Raw genomic sequence first — 17,484 nt, 5'->3', positions numbered from 1 at the left:
ACCTTCGAAAAAAAAACGAGCCGAAGCTCGTTTTTTTAAAATGATAACTTTAAATTACCAGTGATAGCTTACACCAAGTTTAGCTACTGGTAGCCATTGATATTTATCATCATTACGAATTTCATTGGCTTCTTTATTTACTGCATCTTGAGCTGACACAGGATTCCCAGTCACAGGCGCTAAATTATATTGAGTTAATTGAACTTCTGGATTACCCGTGTAATAAGCACCGACTTCGCCAAATACACCCCAGTTTTTATTGATTTTAGGTGCAAAACCTAGACCTACATACGGTGCGATGTCATTCTTATAAGACATTTTACCGCGTACATAACCTTCTTGACCTGGCACAGCTAGTTGATAGTCATTACCATCAATCGACAACGTGCCACCGTTACCAATACGTTTATTTAAGTCATAGTCATTATCAAGATAACCTACACCAGCTGCCATATATACGCCTTGTGCCCAACGGTTTGCACTTGCACCCCAAGGACGAATTTCTGCATTTAAATAAGCGAGTTTGTTTTCCATATCCAGGTCATATTTTGTACCATTTACTGATACATCATCAGTCCAAGAAATGTCACCACCGTTATAACCAAGCGCTAAACCTACATATGGATTAGCAGTCCAAAGCAATGCACCACCATACCCCGTAGTACCTACTTCCGCTCGAACGCCCGTTGGGATAAGTTGATTGCGATCAAATGCATAACCGTCTTGTACTACTGCATCGTCAGCCATCGCTGTTCCGGCCATAGCAGTCAATACAGCTGCTGCTAAAATCGTACTTAAAGTTTTCATCGTGTTTCTCCTCAAAATGGGCTTATTTAATCATTAATGTTTTTTTCGTATTTGAACTATAAAATATAAAGAGGTTATGTTTTATTCAAAAATTGCTTACTTTTGTTAAATTTTGATACAAATACTATTTATCATTGATTAATAATAATTTTTTATATGGATACTTTTATATTATGGGATGAAATTTATCTACCTAGCTTAATAAGCTATTGTATTAATCACTGTATTGTTTGCGTTGTGTTAACGCATTAATACTTTACAAACATCTCAAATGAATCTCTCCCATTCTAGTGCTTAAAGTCTTTCATCGAGGTTTAATAATTAATTCCGATCTAAAGCCACTTTTTCATCTATTTTTGTCTCAATATAGTGTAAAATCTTGGGAAATTTTTTGGAAATGGAAGATCATGTCTCAGCTTTCAACAATCATTGAACAGGCTTTTGAAGATCGTGCTAATTTCACAGCGGCTGATTGCCCTGCCGAAGTTCGTAGCGCTGTAGAAGAAGCTATTGCTGGCCTAGATAACGGTACACTTCGTGTAGCTGAAAAAATCGATGGTGAATGGATTGTTCACCAATGGCTTAAAAAAGCAGTTTTGTTATCTTTTAAACTAAATGATAACAAAACCATTGAGTCTGGTGATCTTCGTTTCTACGACAAGGTAGATACCAAGTTTGGCGATTGGACTGAAGAACAGTTTAAAGCTGCTGGCGTGCGTGTTGTGCCACCTGCTGTGGCTCGTAAAGGTTCATTCCAGGCAAAAAATGTCGTATTGATGCCATCTTATGTGAACATTGGTGCATATATTGACGAAGGCACCATGGTTGATACCTGGGCAACTGTTGGTTCATGTGCACAAATTGGTAAAAATGTGCATTTGTCGGGTGGTGTTGGTATTGGTGGCGTACTTGAACCACTTCAAGCAAATCCAACTATTATTGAAGACAACTGCTTTATCGGTGCACGTTCTGAGATTGTTGAAGGTGTAATCGTTGAAGAAGGTTCTGTAATTTCAATGGGCGTATTCATTGGTCAATCGACTAAAATCTTTGACCGCGCAACTGGCGAAATCCATTACGGTCGCGTTCCTGCAGGTTCTGTAGTCGTTGCTGGCAGCCTTCCTTCTAAAGATGGTACTTGCAACTTATATGCTGCAATCATCGTGAAAAAAGTTGATGCGAAAACGCGTGCTAAAACCAGCTTGAACGATTTATTACGCGAAGACTAAGTCTTTAATTTACACGGAACATTTGTGTTCCTCGGAGCTTTAACCGCTCCTCGTCTCTACGCTCAGACATGAGCGTAGAGATTTTTGTTTTTGTACTCTTATGTTTTCTGGTGTGGTAATTTTTTGTTATGAATACTCTTCGCTCTTCTGCTATTCCTGTTTCTGATCCGTCTGCGGGTTTACGCATCACGGAGATTTTCTATTCATTACAAGGTGAAGCCAACGCTGCCGGTTTGCCAACGGTGTTTATTCGTTTAACCGGCTGTCCTTTACGCTGCACTTATTGTGATACCACTTATTCTTTTGAAGGCGGTGAACGCCAATCACTAGACGATATTATTAAAACTACACTTGATTTTAAAACACCTTATATTTGCGTGACGGGTGGTGAGCCGCTGGCTCAGCCAAATGCCCTGCCTCTAATGCAACGTTTAGCCGATCTGGGCTGTGAAGTCTCACTTGAGACCAGTGGTGCTTTAGATGTCTCTAAAGTTGATCCGCGTATTTCTAAAGTGCTCGATTTAAAAACTCCCACTTCTGGTGAAGTTTCACGAAATTTAATGAGTAATCTTGATCACCTGACTCAGCACGACCAAATCAAGTTTGTGATTTGTAATCGTGCAGACTATGAATGGTCAAAACAACAAGTTGAACAGTACCAACTTACCGACAAAGTAAGCACGGTGTGGTTCTCTCCTGCATTTGCAGTTGAAAAAGGTGTAGTTCGGTTGCCTCAACTTGCGCGTGATTTAGCACAATGGATTTTAGAAGACCATCTCCCTGTTCGTTTCCAGCTCCAGTTGCATAAATTGCTCTGGAATGATGAAACTGGTCGTTAATTTATTTCTGTTTTTGAATACCTATATTTGTTTGGAGATTTGAATATGCGCTCTCGTGCCATAGTTTTGTTATCTGGCGGCTTAGACTCAACAACTTGTTTGGCTTGGGCGCAAGCACGTTATGAATGTATTGCCATCAGTTTTATGTATGGTCAACGTTCTACCACTGAACTTGATGCTGCTACAGCATTAACACAGCGTGCTGGAGTAGAACATCGCGTCATTAATATCGATTTAGGTAACCTCGGTGGCTCTGCATTAACAGACCACACTATTGATGTTCCAGATTATGAACAGGAAGGTATTCCTGTAACTTATGTTCCAGCACGTAACACGATATTTCTGTCTTATGCGCTCGCTGCCGCAGAAGTGTTTGGTGCAGAAGCGATTGTGATTGGAATTAATGCCGTTGATTATTCAGGATATCCTGACTGTCGCCCTGAATTTATTGATGCTTTTGAACGCATGGCCCGCCTTGCTACCAAGGTTGGCGTGGAAGGTAAACCTCTAAAATTTGAAACACCTCTGTTACATTTATCCAAAGCAAATATTATTCGCTTAGGTATAGAACATGGCGTAGACTACAGTCAAACGGTGTCTTGCTACCAAGCAGACGACCAAGGACGTGCTTGTGGCACATGCGATAGTTGCCGTTTACGCAAACAAGGTTTTGCTGATGCAGGTATCGCAGATCCAACACGTTATATACCGTCATAACAGGGTAACAATACATGAAAAATTTGAAGTCAAACATTATTCTTTCTACATTAGTTTCTGTTGCAGCATTCATGGCAACTTCTTCAAATGCGGCAGAAACAAACAAGCTCCAAGAAGCTTATAAAAGCACTAATGTAAAATCTGCTTTAATTAATGTTTGTAAAGATGAAACAGGTAAAAGCAAAAAATTATCAGCTGCAGAAGTAAGTAAATATTGTACTTGTGCGGTTGAGGCGGACGGTAAATTAACCAATGCTCAAAAATGGGAAATTCAAAGTACCGTTAACCAAAAGAAAAGCCCGGCTACTTTAGCTTTTGTTCAAAAACAAAATAAAGATCTTCAAGCTTGTTTTGGTCCACAACTTACAGGCAAGCTTAAAAGCTTAACTGAAGAAGCAATGAAATCTGCTCAACAACCTAAAAAATAAGTTGATTTAGATTCAATAAAAAGCCTGCAATTGCAGGCTTTTTATTATTGAAAATTTACTTGGCGGACTTCAGTATAAGTGTGAATAAATTCGCTATCATGTCAGTATAAACTCAAGATTAATATGACAAATTCGACTTTACAAGGATCAAGACATGTCTGATATTAGCCTCCTCAATCAAACCTTCCCTACCACCACGGGTGAAATTAATCTGACCGAAATTCAGACTGAATGGCTTATTGTGTATTTTTATCCGAAAGATTCAACCCCGGGCTGTACCACGCAAGCGATAGGTTTTTCATGTCTAAAAGATCAATTTGATGCTTTACATACCACTATTCTGGGTATTTCACGCGACTCGGTTAAAGCGCATCAGAACTTTACCGAAAAGCAGAATCTGACCATTAATCTGATCAGTGACAAAGAAGAAATACTGTGCAAGCACTTTGATGTGATTAAAGAAAAAAACATGTATGGCAAACTGGTAATGGGTATTGAACGCTCAACCTTTATTTTCCGTAATGGCAAATTAGTCAAAGAATACCGTAAAGTCAAAGCTGCAGGTCATGCAGAGCAAGTATTGGAAGACTTAAAAGCCCTCCAGTCAGTTTGATCGCACTTGTACTGAATGGATAAAAGCCAAACCTTTGGGCTTTTATCCTGCTTTTTTTGAGAGTTCTTTTATGCAACCAAAAATCTTAATTTCTCTTTGCTTGGATTTTTAAATACAGATAATAACCAGCGTACAACACACGAGATAAATTAAAAAAACCTAGAAAAAGATCTTGTTAAAATGCCAGCCAATATAATTTTCAGTTAAGTTCACATTGCCCCGAAAGCTGAAGATTAACTTTTTCCCCCACTCCTCCAATACCTTTTCGCATACCAAAATCGCTACGGTTAATCACGGCAGAAGCTTGGACATCGAGCATGTTGACATTCGATTGACTGGGTTTAAAGGTCGTGACAAAAATCACTGGTTTGGTCACACCACGCAGGGTTAAATTTCCTAAAACATTATATTTTCCATTTCCCAAGTCTTTAAATTGGATACTTTTAAATCTTACAGTTTTGTATTTTGCTGCATAAAATAGGTCTTCACCCAGAATCATATGTTTTAGCAAGGGTTTATTGAAACTCAGACTATCGACATCCATAATAATATGTGTCGATGCATTTTGCGGTGCGTTACTATCAAACTCCATGCTCGATTGAACTTGATTAAATTTAGCTTTCACCACCGTGAGTCCCATCGACTTGATCTCAAAACCCACATTACTTTGGGGTGTTAAAATCCATGATTTCGCAAAGGCCTGACTGCTTACCGCTAAACCCATTGCGACGATAATAAGTCCATTTTTTATTGTTGTGTTCAAATTTAAATCCACCTTTTCTGATTGCTTATTGATCGGATTTAGACATGCGGTCCATCCTTAGATTAAATTTGTTTTAAATTTTCGAATTCTCATTTTAGTTATTTTTATATCAGTTTATTGAGGTTTTTGTAAAACCATTAATGACTAATGGAAAAAATACTCGATATAATTCTTCTATAAGAATTGGCTTAATATAGTATGGTTAAGCTAGTAGCACTTTATAAAATTTTTATTTTTTAATATTTTAACTCTAAAAAACTGTCTGATTTTAAGCTCATCAAGAAGTTTAAACGCTGTCAGCAACTTGAAAGTAGAGAAGTCGATATCACTATAACAATTAAACGATTACCCAGAAACGTAAAACACTCGAAATTTTAAAGTACTTTAAGCGTTTGTTTGAAGGCATAAACTATCTTGTTTGCCATTGTCCATTTACTACAATATTCACTTTTTCCCCTATCCCACCAAATGCTTTTTTCATACCAAAATCACTACGATTCACCACGGCTTTAGATTCGACATCCAAAAGTTGTGGATCGGCGGTATTTGGTTTTAAAACCGTATCAAAGGTTATGGGCTGACTGATACCGCGCAATGTCAAATCACCTTTTATACTGTAATGATTCTTGCCTAAAGCTATAAATTCATGACTATTAAAAGTCGCGGTTGGATATTTTTCTGCATAAAATAAATCTTCACCTAAAATCATCTCTCTGAGTGAAGGTCGGCTCAAGCTTAGGCTACTTATATCCAACACAAATTGTGCCGAGGCATTTTTTGGCACTTTGGGATCAAAGCTCATACTGGATTGAACCTGCTCAAATTTCCCTTTCACGATCGAAAAACCCATCGACCTGATATCAAAACTGACATGAGTCTGAGGGGTCAGTATCCATTCCTGTGCATTTGACTGAGCCAAGATATTTAAACTTACTGTTCCAGCAATTATGAGACTTTTGATTATGCTCGGGATATTCATCTTATCCACTCCTAGATCGTTGCAATTTCTTGCCCCGACTGAAAAGCTTACTTAAAATTATTCCAGATTGGTTTTATCTTGTGTCAGGTATTTGTGCTGCAATTGTTGGTAAGTAGGCGTATTCTGAAATTTCTGTAAAAATTCACGGGTTCCAAGTGGAAAAGCAGATTCAATAATTTCTCCACGATAATAGGCTTCACGCAGCGGCGTTGCTGAAATTGCACCTTTCAGGCTTTCAAGTTCCACCATTTCCCACTCAGGGAAAAGCTGCAGATAATAAGAAGATTCATCCTTAAAATGACCAATTAAACCAACTTTATTTGAAGGCTCCACTATTTCTGCTACCAGAGAAGTAACCAGATTTTGCCATTTTTTATCATCATAAACATCAACCACATGTACAAACTTAATTCGCTGTTGATCTATTGCTGAAAAGTTGGACAAAATCATCTGTTCACGTTCAGCAGCACTAAACGGATTTTTAATATTACGTTCATTTTGTGCAGATCCGAGTGCCAAAATCACATTTTGGCTTTGCTCTAAAGCAATTTTAATCGTTTGCATATGTGCCAGATGAAAAGGCTGAAAGCGACCAATGAAAACCAGATAATCAAATGTATAGTTCATAACAGATCATATTTTTTATGACTCGTGAGTTGTGCCGCCCCAATAAATATGCGACATAATAAACGCCATAAAACTAAATTAAGTATTTAAAGCAAGGATAGTACGATGACACTGAGCTGTATTCAACAAGCGCATGAACATTTGGATGCAAATTTAGAAAATGGTGTACTAACTTTAGCCATTAATCGACCAAAAGCAAAAAATGCATTATATGGCGAATTGTATCTCTGGATTGCCCAAGCTTTAGATGAAGCCGATCAAGATAAAGATGTGCGTGTGGTCATTTTACGCGGTGCTGATGCGGATTTCAGCGCGGGCAATGACATGCAGGACTTCATGAAGTTTATTCAAACGCCACTTGCAGGCAAAGCTGGAGATGCCCCTCCATTTGTGGTGCTAAAATCTGCAGCAAAATTTTCCAAGCCGTTAATTGCAGCGGTTCGTGGTGTCGCAATTGGTATTGGTGTTACGCTTTTACTTCATGCTGACCTTGTCTATAGTGATAACACTGCCCTATTCCAGATTCCATTTGTAAGCTTGGGTCTTTCTCCGGAAGGGGCTTCAAGCAAGCTTCTTATTCAACAAGCCGGTTATCATAAAGCGGCTGAGCTGCTATTTACTGCGCAAAAATTTAACAGTGAAAAAGCACTAAGTGCAGGTTTGGTGAATAGCATCGAAGAAGATGTTTATGCAACTGCATTGAAACAGGCGCAAACTTTAGCTGCCCTGCCATTGGCTTCAATTAAGCAAACCAAAGCGTTAATGAAACATAACTTGCAGGAAATTCTGGACTGTGTAGATGACGAAGCTGAAATTTTTATGAAGCGTGTCTCTTCACCAGAAATGGCTGAAGCAGTGGCTGCATTTATGCAAAAGCGCAAACCAGATTTTGCGCAATTTAATTAATTGGTTTTATTGTTAAATGAAAAGCCACTGAATCATGACATTGTTCAGTGGCTTTATGTATTTTAATAGATCTAAATTTCAAGCTTTAAAATTTGAGTAAATAAAGATGACTGATTCAAGCGAAACCAACACTGAAAAAAAACGTTATTTTGAACCTGCCCCTACAGACATTGATGTCGAAAACTTTAAGAAAGTGGTACAAAGCCGTCGTTCTGTACGTAAATTTACTCAAAAACCTATTCCTGCTGAAGTGCTGGATGATTGTCTAGACCTTGCATTGCTTGCACCAAACTCATCGAATCTGCAGCCGTGGACCTTTTATGTCGTGCAAAACCCTACCAAAAAGAAACAGCTGATAAAAGCCTGTTTAGGCCAATTGGCAGCAAAAACGGCTTCCGAGCTGATTGTTTGTGTGGCACGTACCGACCGTATTGATGAAATGGCGAAAAAGAACATCAGTGATTTTCCTTTCCCTGAAGCGCCAAAAGCAGTAAAGCAGTACTACAAATTTATTCCGTATAATTATAAAACGGGTTATTTCAATGCTCTGGGTAACTTTAAGAAAGTTGCTTTCAAAGTTGCACGTACGCTGGATAAGCAATTGCCCGTGACTGCCTTTAACCCGGCAGATGCAAAACTTTGGGCAAGTAAAACCACAGCTTTGGCATGCGAAAATCTGGTTCTGGCTTTACGTGCCTATGGTTTTGACAGTTGCATGATGGAAGGTTTTGATGAACCCATGGTCAATAAAATCTTGAATCTGAATGATCAGCAATATCCTGTCATGGTCATTGGTGCAGGTGAACGTGCAGCGGATGGGGTATTCTTCCCGCAATACCGTTTTGAGCGTGATTTGTTTATTCAGAAAGTTTAAGGACTTTTTTTGTAGCCTATTCATTGTTGATCTAAAAATAATTGGATCGGCGTCAAGGCGGCAGGAATGTCGCCACTTAGACTGTGGTACATGGATGTGTCATCAGTCTAACAAAGGGCTTTTGTCACTTTTCGCCTTTGAAAAGTTAGACATCAGTTACGCAATGACACCTCATCAGCTCACCATAAAGTGAGGTCATGAGGTGTATAAATTATCTTTATCCGTCAATATCTAATATTTGTATAAATTCAAAAGCAGGCTCTTCATAAGGATGACTTGCCTTGAGTGCTTTTGCGACCTCAGCGGCTTTATCTTCAGGCACAATGGTTTCTACCCGCCATTCAGGAATTTGTTCCAAAATATCTAACTCCCCAATAAATGGATTGGCACCTTTCACTGGCTTAAATTGGCCTGTACCCAAAACCTGCCAGGCACAATGCTCATAGTTGCCTATTCCACCTGCACCTGCTTTGAACACTGCCAGTTTAGTGGCTTCCAGATGAGATTCAGCAACGTAATAGATCAGTTTAAGCATCTGGGTGATCCTCTAAATTAATTTACTGTTATCGTAATATTACACCTACATACATCGCTGCAAATGGCTTATTACTTCTTTAAAAATAATAAAATTCAAAATAGAGGCAGATACAAGTATCCATTACTTTTCGTGACATTTCTCTTACAGTTCAATCTTTTACACTGATCGAAAAACACTCTATTTTAAAAACAAGATTTAATTTTATAACTTCGGGATGAAACTTTTTGAATGTTCATTTCGGTCATTACAACAATATTTTCATTACACCAATAGTCATTCTAATAAAACAGTTACTCAGCTTTAGGTATATCCATGCCATTTACTGTTTCTGTGACTTTCATCTGGTGTAAGCAACTGGAGAAAATAAATGCTATTCATCATCAGTCTGCTTATTCAATTCTTCGCCGTATGGGCAATTTTCTTTTTTGCACTCAGCCGTAATGCAGGTGCAATCACCGCCATTATTGTTGCAATCGTTACCGCATTTATCAGCCCTTGGTCGCTTATATTTGGTATCCCCCTCATTCTCATTAGCTTAATTGTGATGATTGAGTCCTTACGAATGGCGTTGATTACCAAGCCTGCTTATAAAACCCTTGCCAACGCCATGCCCAGTATGAGTCCTACGGAAAGAGAAGCCCTGGATGCAGGTACCAGCTGGTGGGAAAAAGACCTGTTTATGGGAGCACCGGACTGGTCAAAATTTGAGAGCTATCCTTATCCTACGCTTTCGGCAGAAGAACAGTCTTTTTTAGATAATGAAGTCGAACAATTATGCTTGATGCTGAATGACTGGGATATCCATCATCACTTTAAAGATTTGCCACCTGAAGCCTGGAGCTATATTCGAAATAATGGCTTTTTAGGGCTGATTATTCCCAAGGAATATGGCGGACGTGCATTTAGCTCATTTGCCCAAAGTCGCATTATGAGCAAGATTGCTTCTCGTTCATTAACGGCTGCCGTAAGTTGTATGGTGCCCAACTCTTTAGGACCGGGTGAGCTACTGCTTCATTACGGAACCGAAGAACAAAAAAACCGCTACTTACCCGGTTTGGCCAGTGGTGAAGAGATTCCCTGTTTTGGTTTAACCAGTCCGGAAGCCGGTTCTGATGCAGGTGCCATTCCGGATACCGGTGTGGTGTGTTATGGAGAGTTTGAGGGTCAGCAGGTGCTTGGCTTACGCATGAATTTCTCCAAACGCTGGATTACCCTTGCGCCTATTGCAACCGTTATCGGTTTGGCATTTAAACTGTATGATCCTGATGGACTATTAGGTGATAAAAACAAAACTGAATATGGCATTACCTGTGCCCTGATTCCTGCCAAACATCACGGCGTCAAAATCGGTGCACGCCATAATCCGGGATCTCCATTTATGAACGGGACGGTTGATGGTCAAGATGTCTTCATTCCACTTGACTGGATTATTGGCGGTTCAAAAAATATTGGCAAAGGCTGGCGGATGTTGATGGAATGTCTGGCAGTCGGTCGTGGTATTTCCCTGCCGGCCCTATCCACTGCAGCCAGCGAAATGACGTATTTAACAGTGGGGGCTTTTGCCAAAATTCGTCAGCAATTCAAAATTTCCGTGGGGAAATTTGAAGGTGTGCAGGAAGCTACTAGTGATATTGCCAGTGATACTTACATGCTGGAAGCCTTCCGTTATTTGGTCACCTGTGGTCTGAACCAAGGCGGCAAACCTGCTGTGATGACAGCAATGGCCAAATACTATGCTACTGAAACCATGCGCCACGTAGTCAATCACGGCATGGATGTGGTTGGCGGTCGTGCCGTGCAAATGGGATCACGTAATTTTCTTGCTCTTTATTATCAAGCTATTCCCGTCTCGATTACCGTTGAAGGTGCAAATATCCTCAGTCGTTCATTAATGATTTTTGGTCAGGGTTCGATGCGTTGCCATCCTTATCTGTTTGAAGAATTACAACTGCTGCAAGCGGAAGATAAAACCACAGCCCTGAATACCTTTAACGAAATGCTGTTTAAACACTTAGGCTATACCTTTAACCGCACTGCACGAGCATTTGCTTATGGCTATGTGGGTGGCTCGTCCGATGTACCAAAAAGTGCCGATGATTTTACCCTTCCCTATTTTAAAATCATTAACCGTTTAAGTACTAATTTTTCCCTGACTGCCGATATGTGCTTGGGTTTACTTGCAGGTGACATTAAACGTAAAGAAATGCTTTCCGGACGCTTGGCAGATATTCATGCCAACCTGTTTATCAGCACCGCGATTCTTAAATATTATGAACATGGCAAAAAGACCGAAGCCGAACAAGTTCATGCAAAACTGGCGCTAGAAAAATCACTGTTTAATGCACAAGAAGCCTTTTATGGTTTGTTTGCTAACTTCCCTGTCGGCATTGCGGCTGGTTTAGTCAAATTCATTTGTTTCCCGCTCGGTCGCCCTATTCAAAAACCAAGCGATGCTTTGAAACAACAGGCTGGCGAGATCATTATGCAAGACAATGCCTTCCGTGATGAATTGAAAAAGCATGTGTTCTATAACACAGCCGAAGACGATGTTACGGGCCGTATGGAATCGACTTTTAACATGTTGCTTGAGCTGGAACCGCTTTGGGACAAGTTCAAAAAAGCCGAATCTAAAGGACAGTTTAAAGGTTTAACTTTTGATGAACGTATTAGTGATGCGGTAGAGACAGGTTTCATTACTCAACATGAAGCCTCTCGTCTACTTAGCTATAATGCAAAACGTTACGACAGTATGCTGACCGATGTTTTTGACTCGGAACTTGATCAGGCTCTGGCACTGGAAAATCCTTATAATGATGAGGAAGAATCCGCGCCAATGCCTGATCCGAAGCAGCAAGAACCGTTAGCACCATAAAAATTTCAACAATAAAAAACGGCCTGTGAGGCCGTTTTTTATTTAATGGTTTTTTAATATATTGCTATAATAAATTTTAAAGCATCACAACCATTTGAAAATATGAATAAAAACCTATTAGCTTTTAAATTAATTGTTAGTGGATTAATTAGTCTTGGAGTATCGATTGGTTGTTATTTACTATTTGTTACTCCAGCTAAAGAACTTAGCAATAAAGAAACAATACCTATTTTTATTTCATTATTAAGCCTTGGCGCGACATTTTATGCTCCTATAGCTGCATATTTACTATATGACAGTTGGAAGTCCCAAACAAAATTTAATCGCGTTACTAACAACATTATTGAATTACAAAAAGAACTACATAGTTATATTGCAGCCCTAAAAAGTTTAAGACAAAGAGTTATTTTCCCCTATAGAAGATCAAAATTTAAAAATAATGAGGAGGATTATCTAAATAACTTAAGTAAATTATTTGATCAAAAAATTTGTGAGATCAATACTGCCAAGCAGTTAAAATATGAAGTATCAAAAACTTTAAGTATTATTAAAACAGATACTTATACCCACAATAAAGAATTATTACTGTATTACAATCAGCTAATTAAACTTATTGATAATATTAGTTGTGAAATAGATGGTTTTACTATCGATTACACTAACTTTATTAATATTTATCGAAAAGATGAATCCGAAGTGAAGCTCGCTTTATCCTCTGATGAATATAAAGAAATTACATATAAAATATCTGTACATCGTGAAGTGAATAATGCATTAAAAGGGCAAATTGATACATCCTTCACAAATGACATATCTTCCGTTGATCCTCAATTAACTAAAAAAATTCATGGATTTATAAAGAAAATTGATGAAACTTGTGAAGAACTTCTTAAAGATTATGAAAAAATCTCCTAAAGTGAATTTAGTTATAAAAACCACCTCTCGGTGGCTTTCTCAACCTAAAAATCAAAAGCTTTGAAGCAAATAGCTACCGATCAAGAACAACATTTGCAGCCCAACGACTGCCATAAAAAACATCCAGCCTTTCTTACGTAAAGTCGCTTTATCAAGCCTTGTATATGTCACAGTTTTTGGCATTGTGTCACCTCACTTCGAGATTCAATCCTGAACTTATATTTAGTGAATCGTATTTCCTCTATACTACATCGTGATTGTGCACAAAACACACAAATAATTTCCACTCCAATATAAAAGCAAAATCTAAACCAAGTCCAGCGGGAGAAATAAAAAATAAATTAAAAATATCTACAAAATAAAAAAGCCACCCGAAGGTGGCTTTTTCAGTATCTTAGAGAAGGTTAGCCAATGAACTTACGTGCATTACGGAACATACGTAACCATGCACCGTCTTCAGTCCATTCTTCAGGTTTCCAAGAATGTTGAACTGCACGGAAGTTACGTTCAGGGTGCGGCATCATAATCGTTGCACGGCCATCTTTCGAGGTCACACCTGTAATCGCTTCCGGTGAACCGTTCGGGTTCAATGGATATTGCTGAGTCGCATTACCCAAGCTGTCTACATAACGTAAGCTGACTTGATTGCCTGCATTTAACGCAGCAATTTTGTCCTCAGTTGCAACTACACGACCTTCACCATGCGCAACCGCGATTGGTAAAATCGAACCTTCCATACCGTCTAACAAGATCGAGTGAGACTTTTCAACACGTACGTTCACAGCACGCGCTTCAAACATCTCAGAAGTATTGCGGTGGAAACGTGGCCAAGCATCAGCACCCGGAATCAATGGAGCCAATTGAGACAACATTTGACAACCGTTACAGATCCCTAGAGAAAAGGTTTCTTGACGATTAAAGAATTTCTCAAATTGGTCGCGAAGTTTAGGGTTGAATAGAACCGATTTAGCCCAACCACCACCTGCGCCCATGACGTCACCATAAGAGAAACCACCACAAGTCACTAAACCTTCAAAGTCATCCAGATCAATACGACCCGCGATAAGATCACTCATGTGAACATCGACAGTGTTGAAGCCAACTTTGTCAAATGCAGCAGCCATTTCAATATGACCGTTTACGCCTTGTTCACGTAAAATCACCATGTTTGGACGACGTGAATTAATAAACGGCGCTTCAACAGGTTCATTCAAGTCGAATGTCGGCTGTGCAATGATACCTTTGTGATTCTTGTCGGTGATTAAAGCAAACTCAGAATCCGCAGTTTCCACGTTGTCACGTAGACGCTGAATCTGATACGACACTTCAGTCCAAGCCACTTGCAAGTCGCTACGTTCAAGCACCAGACCATTGATAGACAATTGATCGGTATTGTTTACACGACCCACGACGCTAATTGCATCTTTCAATGCGGATTCGGCAACTTCAGCTTGAAGGGCTTCCCAATCGCTTGTCGAGATTTGAAGTACCGCACCAATTTCTTCAGCAAATAAAGCTTCAGTCGATTGATCTTCAAGTGCTACACCTAAACGTGAAGCAAACATCATTTCTGCAACAGTTGCGAGTAAACCACCATCACCGATGTCATGGTAAGCTTTCACTAAACCGCGGTTGTTCCAGTCTTGAACCAAGGCAAAGAATGCTTTGAAGTCATCGAAGCTGTCGACATCCGGGGTTACAGAACCAATGGCTTTGTAAACCTGAGAAAGGATCGAACCGCCCAAACGGAACTGACCTTTAGACAAGTCAATGCGCACCAGTACTGAATCCACATTTTTCAATTCAGGTGTTAATGTTTTACGCACATCACCAACTGGTGCAAATGCGGTAATCACACCGGTCATTGGTGAAGTCACTGCTTTGTCTTCACCTTCGTCATTCCAGGTGGTACGCATAGACAATGAGTCTTTACCCACTGGAATGGCGATACCCAAGGCTGGACACATTTCCATACCAATGGCTTTCACACCTTCAAATAGCGCTTGGTCTTCACCTTGTTGACCAGCAGCCGCCATCCAGTTCGCAGACAATTTAATGTCGCTGATCTGTTCGATATTGGCACACATGATGTTTGAAATGGATTCAGCCACAGCCAAACGTGCAGACGCAGCAGGGTTAAGCAATGCAACAGGAGGACGCTCACCCATCGCCATTGCTTCACCTGTATAACCTACAAGGCTTGTGGTGGTTACTGCAGCATCTGCGACAGGAACTTGCCAAGGGCCTACCATTTGATCACGTGCAACCATACCGGTAATCGAACGGTCGCCAATGGTAATCAAGAATGATTTAGATGCAACCGTTGGATTTTTAAGAACGCGGTAGATTGCATCTTTTAAATCAGTCACTGTTTCTGCTGTGAATTCATCGCCTTGACGCTCAATGGTCTCAAAAGAACGGCTCATACGCGGTGTACCGCCAAGCATCACTTGCATTGGCATATCCACAGCTTTGTTTTCAAACAATGGATCTTCAACGGTTAAGTGACGCGCTTCTGTCGCTTCACCGAGTACAGCAAACGGACAGCGTTCACGCGCACAAATCGATTCAAACAATTCTAAAGAACTTGGACGAATCGCTAATACATAACGTTCTTGCGCTTCGTTTGACCAGATCTCCATTGGAGACATTCCTGGCTCTAATGATGGAATCTTACGAAGATCTAGTACTGCACCCAATTCGTGATCGTTCACCAGCTCAGGCATGGCATTAGATACACCGCCCGCACCGACATCATGTACAGATACGATTGGGTTGTAATCTTCCATACGCCAGCAAGTATCAATCACTTCTTGGCAACGGCGCTCCATTTCTGGGTTTTCACGCTGTACAGATGCGAAATCCAGGTTTTCACCAAGTTTACCGCTGTCGACTGAAGATGCTGCACCGCCACCCAAACCAATCAGCATTGCAGGACCGCCAAGAACGATAAGTAAATCGCCCGGCTGGATTGGATCTTTTTCAACATGGTCAGGACGGATGTTACCGTAACCGCCGGCAATCATAATGGGTTTGTGGAAACCCTTTACATCACCATTGACGTTTTGTTCAAAAGTACGGAAGTAACCGTTTAAGGCAGGACGACCAAATTCATTATTAAACGCAGCCCCACCTAAAGGACCATCGATCATGATCTGGAGTGGAGACGCCATTCGCGATGGTTTGCCGTAGTTTTCTTCCCAAGGCTGTTCAAAACCAGGAATATTAAGGTTAGACACGGTAAAGCCAGTTAAACCTGCTTTTGGTTTACCGCCACGACCTGTTGCGCCTTCGTCACGAATTTCACCGCCTGACCCCGTCGCAGCACCTGCAAATGGTGCAATCGCTGTTGGATGGTTATGGGTTTCCACTTTCATGAGGATATGAGCGGCCTGGCTCTTGTATTTATAAACGTGGTGACCGTTTTCATCCGGTTTTGGATAGAAACGTTGTGTGTCATAACCCACAATTACAGAAGCATTGTCTTTATATGCTGACAATACATCTGCAGGAGATTCTTTATAAGTATTTTTAATCATCTGGAACAATGACAATGGTTGTTTTTCACCATCAATCGTCCATTCTGAACCGAAGATTTTATGACGGCAATGCTCAGAGTTTGCTTGTGCAAACATCATCAGCTCGATGTCGTGCGGGTTACGACCCATCTTGATAAATGCTTCGGTTAAGTAATCAATTTCTTCATCAGACAATGCAAACCCAAATTCAGAGTTGGCTTTAACCAGTGCTTCTTTGCCTTGACCTAAAATATCAATGCTATTTAAAGGTTTTGGTTCAGTCTCGTTAAACAAGGCAACTGCATCATCAATTTGATTGAAAACGCTTTCAGTCATGCGGTCATGCAATGCCAGTTTCACTTCATTCGATATTTCAGAAATACCCTTTAAAGTAAACAAAACACCGCGTTCAAGGCGGTGTATGGGGGTATTACAATTGGCAAAAATATCAGTCGCTTTAGAAGACCACGGAGAGATTGTCCCTAAACGCGGTGTTACAAGAACTTGAATTTCATCACTTGCCGCCTGGCGAACTTCAAAAGACGCACCGTCATTTAATAGTTGTAATGCAGATTGATGCTGCTGCTCGTTGAGCGTTTGATCAAACAGATAAATCCATTGACTTTCAATTGATTGAACAGAACTCATTGACGTTAAACGGTTTAAGAGTTGAGTTTTCTTAAAAGAAGAGTGTGCTGGTGCACCGGCCACGATAAACATGCTGATTTTGGCTCCACGGGCAGGTCTTTGGGACCATACCGCCAATGTGACTTAGAGAGAGCGCATATTCTACTTCGTATTGACCAAATCAGCTAGATAGAAATTCACGAATGTGCCATCAATTCATGCAACAACACTG

At 40.2% G+C, this 17,484-nt stretch carries 16 protein-coding genes; 9 read left to right on the top strand and 7 right to left on the bottom strand.

What is annotated here, in order from left to right; genetic code table 11:
* Positions 1–54 precede the first annotated feature (54 nt).
* Positions 55–807, bottom strand: coding sequence for an ornithine uptake porin CarO (gene carO, locus AY606_RS01745; RefSeq protein WP_067863775.1), 753 nt, complete (start codon positions 805–807; stop codon positions 55–57).
* A gap of 407 nt (positions 808–1,214) precedes the next feature.
* Here carO and dapD point away from each other — a divergent pair, with 407 nt between their 5' ends.
* From dapD to AY606_RS01720, 5 genes are all read left to right on the top strand, one after another.
* On the top strand, positions 1,215–2,036 hold the full coding sequence (dapD, locus tag AY606_RS01740) for a 2,3,4,5-tetrahydropyridine-2,6-dicarboxylate N-succinyltransferase (protein WP_067863772.1): 822 nt from the start codon (positions 1,215–1,217) through the stop codon (positions 2,034–2,036).
* A 128-nt stretch (positions 2,037–2,164) separates the two neighbouring features.
* A complete protein-coding gene (gene queE / locus AY606_RS01735) occupies positions 2,165–2,875 on the top strand; it encodes a 7-carboxy-7-deazaguanine synthase QueE (protein ID WP_067863769.1) in 711 nt (236 codons plus the stop codon).
* Between the two features lie 45 nt (positions 2,876–2,920).
* Positions 2,921–3,592 (top strand): 7-cyano-7-deazaguanine synthase QueC, encoded by a 672-nt coding sequence (gene queC, locus AY606_RS01730; RefSeq protein WP_067863766.1) that lies wholly within the window; start codon positions 2,921–2,923, stop codon positions 3,590–3,592.
* Positions 3,593–3,606: 14 nt separating this feature from the next.
* Positions 3,607–4,020: a hypothetical protein gene (locus tag AY606_RS01725; protein ID WP_067863763.1), complete on the top strand. Its 414-nt coding sequence runs from the start codon at positions 3,607–3,609 to the stop codon at positions 4,018–4,020.
* Between the two features lie 154 nt (positions 4,021–4,174).
* Positions 4,175–4,633, top strand: a complete 459-nt coding sequence (locus AY606_RS01720) for a peroxiredoxin (RefSeq protein ID WP_067863760.1) — start codon at positions 4,175–4,177, stop codon at positions 4,631–4,633.
* Between the two features lie 199 nt (positions 4,634–4,832).
* On the opposite strand, the gene AY606_RS01715 is transcribed toward AY606_RS01720, so the two are convergent.
* From AY606_RS01715 to AY606_RS01705, 3 genes are all read right to left on the bottom strand, one after another.
* A complete protein-coding gene (locus tag AY606_RS01715; RefSeq protein WP_067864501.1) occupies positions 4,833–5,396 on the bottom strand; it encodes a YceI family protein in 564 nt (187 codons plus the stop codon).
* A gap of 409 nt (positions 5,397–5,805) precedes the next feature.
* Positions 5,806–6,375, bottom strand: coding sequence for a YceI family protein (locus AY606_RS01710; protein ID WP_067863757.1), 570 nt, complete (start codon positions 6,373–6,375; stop codon positions 5,806–5,808).
* A gap of 57 nt (positions 6,376–6,432) precedes the next feature.
* On the bottom strand, positions 6,433–7,002 hold the full coding sequence (locus tag AY606_RS01705) for a nicotinate-nicotinamide nucleotide adenylyltransferase (RefSeq protein ID WP_067863754.1): 570 nt from the start codon (positions 7,000–7,002) through the stop codon (positions 6,433–6,435).
* Positions 7,003–7,107: 105 nt separating this feature from the next.
* Here AY606_RS01705 and AY606_RS01700 point away from each other — a divergent pair, with 105 nt between their 5' ends.
* Positions 7,108–7,908 carry an enoyl-CoA hydratase gene (locus tag AY606_RS01700; protein ID WP_067863751.1) on the top strand — a complete coding sequence of 267 codons (801 nt, stop codon included), beginning with the start codon at positions 7,108–7,110 and terminating at the stop codon, positions 7,906–7,908.
* Between the two features lie 106 nt (positions 7,909–8,014).
* The gene (locus AY606_RS01695; RefSeq protein ID WP_067863748.1) at positions 8,015–8,782 is read left to right on the top strand and encodes a nitroreductase family protein; all 768 of its coding nucleotides are present in this window, start codon (positions 8,015–8,017) and stop codon (positions 8,780–8,782) included.
* Between the two features lie 217 nt (positions 8,783–8,999).
* Here AY606_RS01695 and AY606_RS01690 read toward each other — a convergent pair whose 3' ends face one another.
* Positions 9,000–9,317, bottom strand: a complete 318-nt coding sequence (locus AY606_RS01690) for a YqfO family protein (protein WP_067863745.1) — start codon at positions 9,315–9,317, stop codon at positions 9,000–9,002.
* Positions 9,318–9,687: 370 nt separating this feature from the next.
* On the opposite strand from AY606_RS01690, the gene AY606_RS01685 reads away from it, so the two are divergent.
* Both AY606_RS01685 and AY606_RS01680 read left to right on the top strand, forming a co-directional pair.
* Positions 9,688–12,192, top strand: coding sequence for an acyl-CoA dehydrogenase (locus AY606_RS01685; protein ID WP_067863742.1), 2,505 nt, complete (start codon positions 9,688–9,690; stop codon positions 12,190–12,192).
* Positions 12,193–12,294: 102 nt separating this feature from the next.
* A complete protein-coding gene (locus AY606_RS01680; protein WP_067863739.1) occupies positions 12,295–13,107 on the top strand; it encodes a hypothetical protein in 813 nt (270 codons plus the stop codon).
* Between the two features lie 51 nt (positions 13,108–13,158).
* Here AY606_RS01680 and AY606_RS16735 read toward each other — a convergent pair whose 3' ends face one another.
* Positions 13,159–13,290: a KGW motif small protein gene (locus AY606_RS16735; protein ID WP_283234607.1), complete on the bottom strand. Its 132-nt coding sequence runs from the start codon at positions 13,288–13,290 to the stop codon at positions 13,159–13,161.
* 221 nt (positions 13,291–13,511) lie between these two features.
* Positions 13,512–17,345, bottom strand: coding sequence for a phosphoribosylformylglycinamidine synthase (gene purL, locus AY606_RS01675; RefSeq protein WP_067863736.1), 3,834 nt, complete (start codon positions 17,343–17,345; stop codon positions 13,512–13,514).
* Positions 17,346–17,484 lie beyond the last annotated feature (139 nt).

Source organism: Acinetobacter sp. SFB (genome assembly GCF_001647545.1).
In the GTDB taxonomy this organism is placed as follows: Bacteria; Pseudomonadota; Gammaproteobacteria; order Pseudomonadales; family Moraxellaceae; genus Acinetobacter.
This window is presented reverse-complemented; position numbering and strand designations above follow the sequence as displayed.